1 protein-coding gene is annotated in these 1306 nt (G+C 51.5%); it reads left to right on the top strand.

What is annotated here, in order from left to right; all coding sequences use genetic code 11:
• Nucleotides 1–53 precede the first annotated feature (53 nt).
• A protein-coding gene (locus tag AC0ZWN_RS28750) for an IS3 family transposase (protein WP_476337707.1) occupies nt 54–1276 on the top strand; the annotation gives its coding sequence in 2 pieces (ribosomal slippage) (nt 54–405 and nt 405–1276; 1224 coding nt in all).
• Nucleotides 1277–1306: the final 30 nt, after the last annotated feature.

Raw genomic sequence — 1306 nt, 5'->3', positions numbered from 1 at the left:
TGTCTCGTCCTGAATAAGGTTTACACCTTCTGGCTTCTTATCAGGAGGGTGCAATGGAGACGGGCGAAAAGCGCAGTCAGCGCGATTACACGCTGACTTTTAAATTGTCGGTTGTCGATCAGGTCGAAAAAGGCGAGTTGAGTTATAAAGAGGCTCAACGGCGCTATGGGATTCAAGGCCGGTCGACGGTTCTGGTTTGGTTACGCAAGCATGGTCGGCAGGATTGGAGCCAAGGCGCCTCCATTCGCTCTCAGAGGACTCGACCGATGGACGAGCCAACTTTGCCGCTAACGCCTGAGCAGAGAATCAAAGAGCTTGAAGAACAATTGGCGCTGGCCAATCAGAAAGCCAAGTTTTTTGAAGACGTGGTCGATGTTCTGAAGAATGACTATGGCGTATCCGTTGTAAAAAAGCGGCCAGGCAAGTCGTTGCGCAAACCCAAACCCTGAGTGTCAGCAGGGCTTGCCAGTTTATGGGAATAAGTCGTCAAGCCTATTACAAGCGAGATCGGGCTTACCGATCCAGGCTTGAGCAAGACCAGAAGCTCGTCAAGTTTGTGCATGAGATCCGCTTACGTCAGCCCTGCATCGGTACTCGTAAGTTACATTCGATGATGCATGCCAAACGTGAGAGACAAGAACTGCATGTTGGAAGAGATCGTCTATTCGATGTTTTGCGCGATCATCGCCAACTGGTACGTAGAAAACGGGCCTATCACAAGACGACTGACAGCCATCATCGCTTTCGCTGCCATCCCAACCTCCTGAAACCTGGCCCGCAACAAGTGATTGCGACCGGCCCAGAACAGGTCTGGGTAGCAGATATCACCTACATCCCCACCCGAGAAGGATCTGTTTACTTAAGTTTGGTGACAGATGCCTACTCGAGAAAAATTGTCGGCTTTCACGTGCATGACAGCCTGCACGCCAAATCCGTGGCTCAAGCCTTCCGAAAGGCGCTAAAAGAGCGCCGAACAAGCCAACGACTGGTGCATCACTCGGATCGCGGCGCACAGTACTGCTCTGATCTCTACCAGAAGCTACACGCCAAACATGGCGTCATTTGCTCAATGACCGATGGCTACGATTGCTACCAAAACGCTCTCGCAGAGCGGGTTAACGGCATTCTGAAAACAGAGCTGCTGCTCTACAGGCCAGAAAATCTAGAACAGGCTGAACAGATGGTGCGGGAGGCTATTACGATCTACAACCAAGAGCGGCCGCACCTTTCCTTAAAATACAAAACGCCCGATGCGGTGCATCGGGCGTTGGGGTGAATAGGTGTAAACCTATTTCAGGACTAGACA

It is taken from the genome of Pseudomonas sp. 3B-A001-10F (assembly GCF_056313565.1).
Note: the sequence above shows the minus strand (reverse complement) of the source record. Positions and strands in the feature narration are given on the sequence as shown.